Origin of the sequence: Slackia equolifaciens, from assembly GCF_003725995.1 — a bacterium.
GTDB classification, from domain to species: domain Bacteria; phylum Actinomycetota; class Coriobacteriia; order Coriobacteriales; family Eggerthellaceae; genus Slackia; species Slackia equolifaciens.
In genome coordinates, this window is record NZ_QIBX01000048.1 from 1 (window position 1) to 629 (window position 629).

Here is a 629-nt window from a genome sequence, read left to right on the forward strand (position 1 = left end):
GCTCAGGTCCGACCGCCGGTGCCTGCTGACATTGTACTCCAGGCCGTTCAGGTTCCAGCTCGCGCTGCTGATGCCCGACAAGACGGCCGCGGCGACGGAATCGGCGCTGGACATGCTCGAGAGGGCCGCGCCGAAGGCGTTCCGAAGGCTGTTCTCCCTGCTCCTGACCGACAACGGCGCCGAGTTCGCCGACTGCGCGGGAATCGAGCGCTCCGCGCTCGACCCGGCCGCCGGGCGCTGCTCGGTCTACTACTGCGACGTGCGCCAGTCCCAGCAGAAGGGCGGCTGCGAGCGCAACCACGTCGAGCTGCGCAAGCTGCTGCCCAAGGGCCGGGGCATAAGCTTCGACCGGCTGACGGGGCGCGACTGCGCCGTCCTGATGTCTGTTTTTGATAGCTTTTATTTTTAGGAAATCACGAGATAAAAGTTTCGGGTTTCACGACGATTGTTTCGCCTCATAAGCAAAGGCGCCGACCACCTCCAACGGATGGCCTAACTTAGTCATTGCTTCGGTAATCGACTCAAGGAGGCCGGAAAGGAAATGATCGGCATGTCAACTATTCTAGCAATCAAGCAGCGCGCTGCCCGTGGCGACAGCGTCGCCCAGATAGCCAGGGAGGAGGGAATCT

General features: G+C 61.8%; 1 pseudogene. It reads left to right on the forward strand.

The annotated features are described in order from the left end of the window. Positions 1-409, forward strand: a pseudogene (locus DMP06_RS11480) (IS30 family transposase); the annotation flags it as partial. Between the last annotated feature and the right edge of the window lie 220 nt (positions 410-629).